Below are 2,625 nucleotides of genomic sequence, written 5' to 3' on the forward strand. Positions count from 1 at the left end.
CACTCCTTCCCATCCCGAACAGGACAGTGAAACGCCTTCGCGCCGATGATAGTTGGATTCGCTCCCGTGAAAGTAGGTCATCGTCAGGCAAATTATTCTAATAATCGATTTAGTAAGTCGCCAAACTTGCTAAAATATGACAAATCGGTTATTATATACATACTCTGACGCGGAGTGGAGCAGTCTGGCAGCTCGTCGGGCTCATAACCCGAAGGTCGTAGGTTCAAATCCTGCCTCCGCAACCACCTTTAGATATGGCTCAATTGCAAATGATAGCGATTGAGCCATATTTATTTTAGCCCATACTTCTTTACCTCTTTGTTCAATTTGAATTGTACCAAAGATGTCTTGAAGAATTTCTCTAGCCTTTTCTGGCTCTTTACCAATTGACTCATCCAACTTATCAACTGTTTCGTGAAACGCTTTTTTGACGTTAGGTGTTTTAATTTCAACTAATGGTTTCTGATTGAGCTTTGAAGTCAGTGTCTTTTTTTCTAACTCTAAAGTTCTTAGCTTTTCAGCAAGAGAATCACTGATACCAACTTTGCTAATAGCATCAATTATTTTTTCTATTGAAGCTTCAATTTCTTCTAGTCTATCTTGTTGGTGCTTTGTATCAGATTCTTTGTTACTCAACAGGCTTTCAACTTCATTTTTAAAGTGCTTTTCAAATTGAACGGCCGCTTTATCAGTTAACAGCTCTTTTCTTAATGTATTTAGAAGTTTTTTTTCTAAAACCTTTCTATTTACTAAAAACCCCGGGCAAACAGTTTTACCCCGGTCTTTCGAGCGTTGACAGCCGTAGCTTACCGCATTTACAACAATCAATTTTCCACTGCAATTTGGACAAGATAAATAACCACCAAATAAAGATACGCCTCTGCGACCATATCTTTTTCTGCCATTTTTATCTCTTCCTGAGTCGATTCGTTTTCTAACCTTATCCCATATTTCCTTTTCGACAATTCGAAGTTCGGGAACTGGAATTATTTTCCACTCTTCTTTGGGTCTTTCAATCCGTTGTCTTTTTCCTGTATCTGGATTTTTCAACCACTTGGATCTATTCCAAACCATTTCACCGATATACAGTCTATTGTTAAGTATCCCTGAGCCTTTAACTGGACTACCGTAGATTGCAGATACTGCCCATGTTGTGTTACGTGGTGAGGCAACATTAAGCTTATTTAACTGATGCGCAATCTTTTGAACGCTTAAACCTTCTGCATATTCTTTAAAAATATAACGTACCCAATTTGCTTGTTCTTCATTAATTGTGTAGCGACTGCCACCTTCAGTTTTGATTATGTCATATCCATATGATTTACCCCCGGGTATATAACCTCTTTCTACTTGGCCGGCTTGTCCTCGATGAGTTTTGTGACGTAAGTCATCAAGATAAATTTCATTGATTAAGCCTCTTACACCTCTGAGTACTTTACGAGCTGAAAGGGTAGAGTCATAGCCATCCGCCACGCCAACAATTCTGACACCCCTATACTCTAACCTTCTTACTATCCGCTCTTGCTCAACTTGGTCTCTTGAGAGCCTATCAAGTCCTTCTAGCATCAAAACATCATAGTTTCCAGCCATACCTTCAGCTAACATGCTTCTGCCACCGGGTCTATCATTTACTTTGGTGCTGCCAGAAATAGCCATGTCATAATAAGATGCCACTTCAAGCCAGTCTTGATGCTCAATTCTTACTCTACATATTCTAAATTGGTCATCAACTGATGCCTCATTTTGTTTGTCAGTGCTAAACCTAGCGTAAAGACAGACTCTTAACATTCTTTTTATCCTTCAATTTCTTATCTTCTATCCATTGCTCTGCATATGATTTTGCAAGTAACTTAATTAAATTATCAATATTAGGATTAATCATAGTATTAAAATTATTTGTAATTGGCCTTTTTGCGAGTTTCATCTTATTTCTCCCAAAGGAAATAAAAAAACCGCCAAATTAGGCGGTCAAAATAAGTAGTTCGTTATATATTATTTTGAATGTTATTCTTCTATAAGTGATACACCAGTCGGCATACTAGTAATGCCTAATGGTTCGGTCTCTTTAAAGAAGCTCTTTATATAGTCGTCACTATCAAAAGCTTCTTTTTTTAAGTATCCGAGAGAGTGCAGTTTTAAGCAGATATTAATTGCTGCCTGTCTTTTATCTTGATTAGCTTCATTAATTGAAGTCTCAATAATTTTACGTAACATATTTATTTCCTTTTAAATATTTAATTAACATTATTTTTAAAACATCGATTAAAAGCTGCATTTATTATTCCTTTGTTATGACCAAAGCTCATATTTAAGCTTTCCAATCACAACATCAAGCTGTCTTTTGGACTCATCATCCAACGCATCAAAACCTCTGTCATAAGCGTAAAAAATAGCTGCTGCCTCTTCAGATGTTGTTTTTATAGCTACTTTAGATTCTTTAGCGATATGCGAGTAGTCAGGTTTGTTGAACATAAGTTGTTTCCTTATTTCCTCTAGTTCTTCCAAGTTTTTTGAATCAACTTCTAGTTTTTATAGAACGTCAACTACTTTGTCCGGTTTTGCGTCAATTAACTTGGCCGGTTTTTTACTGCCCGTTCTGTTGAGTTTCCAGTGCTTCTTTTTTGC

General features: G+C 36.8%; 4 protein-coding genes, 1 tRNA gene and 1 rRNA gene. 2 read left to right on the forward strand and 4 right to left on the reverse strand.

Features of this window, described 5'->3' with window-relative positions:
* Positions 1-89 (forward strand): 5S ribosomal RNA (rrf, locus tag B092_RS14810); the annotation flags it as partial.
* Positions 90-168: 79 nt separating this feature from the next.
* Positions 169-245 (forward strand) — tRNA-Met (locus B092_RS0112400).
* On the opposite strand, the gene B092_RS15260 is transcribed toward B092_RS0112400, so the two are convergent.
* From B092_RS15260 to B092_RS0112420, 4 genes are all read right to left on the reverse strand, one after another.
* Positions 202-1,788, reverse strand: coding sequence for a recombinase family protein (locus tag B092_RS15260; protein ID WP_115148604.1), 1,587 nt, complete (start codon positions 1,786-1,788; stop codon positions 202-204). The genes B092_RS0112400 and B092_RS15260 overlap by 44 nt on opposite strands.
* Positions 1,763-1,924 carry a hypothetical protein gene (locus tag B092_RS15550; RefSeq protein ID WP_018575548.1) on the reverse strand — a complete coding sequence of 54 codons (162 nt, stop codon included), beginning with the start codon at positions 1,922-1,924 and terminating at the stop codon, positions 1,763-1,765. Before B092_RS15550 ends, B092_RS15260 begins: the two co-directional genes overlap by 26 nt.
* Before the next feature lie 80 nt (positions 1,925-2,004).
* Positions 2,005-2,214: a hypothetical protein gene (locus tag B092_RS0112415; protein WP_018575549.1), complete on the reverse strand. Its 210-nt coding sequence runs from the start codon at positions 2,212-2,214 to the stop codon at positions 2,005-2,007.
* A gap of 75 nt (positions 2,215-2,289) precedes the next feature.
* The gene (locus B092_RS0112420) at positions 2,290-2,472 is read right to left on the reverse strand and encodes a hypothetical protein (protein ID WP_018575550.1); all 183 of its coding nucleotides are present in this window, start codon (positions 2,470-2,472) and stop codon (positions 2,290-2,292) included.
* Between the last annotated feature and the right edge of the window lie 153 nt (positions 2,473-2,625).

Source organism: Oligella ureolytica DSM 18253, assembly GCF_000373745.1.
Taxonomy (GTDB): Bacteria; Pseudomonadota; Gammaproteobacteria; order Burkholderiales; family Burkholderiaceae_B; genus Oligella; species Oligella ureolytica.

What these genes read in the sequence shown, in the direction of transcription:
- B092_RS15260 (WP_115148604.1), bottom strand. Translation starts at nt 1,788, where the DNA reads ATGTTAAGAGTCTGTCTTTACGCTAGGTTTAGCACTGACAAACAAAAT.
- B092_RS15550 (WP_018575548.1), bottom strand. Translation starts at nt 1,924, where the DNA reads ATGAAACTCGCAAAAAGGCCAATTACAAATAATTTTAATACTATGATT.
- B092_RS0112415 (WP_018575549.1), bottom strand. Translation starts at nt 2,214, where the DNA reads ATGTTACGTAAAATTATTGAGACTTCAATTAATGAAGCTAATCAAGAT.
- B092_RS0112420 (WP_018575550.1), bottom strand. Translation starts at nt 2,472, where the DNA reads ATGTTCAACAAACCTGACTACTCGCATATCGCTAAAGAATCTAAAGTA.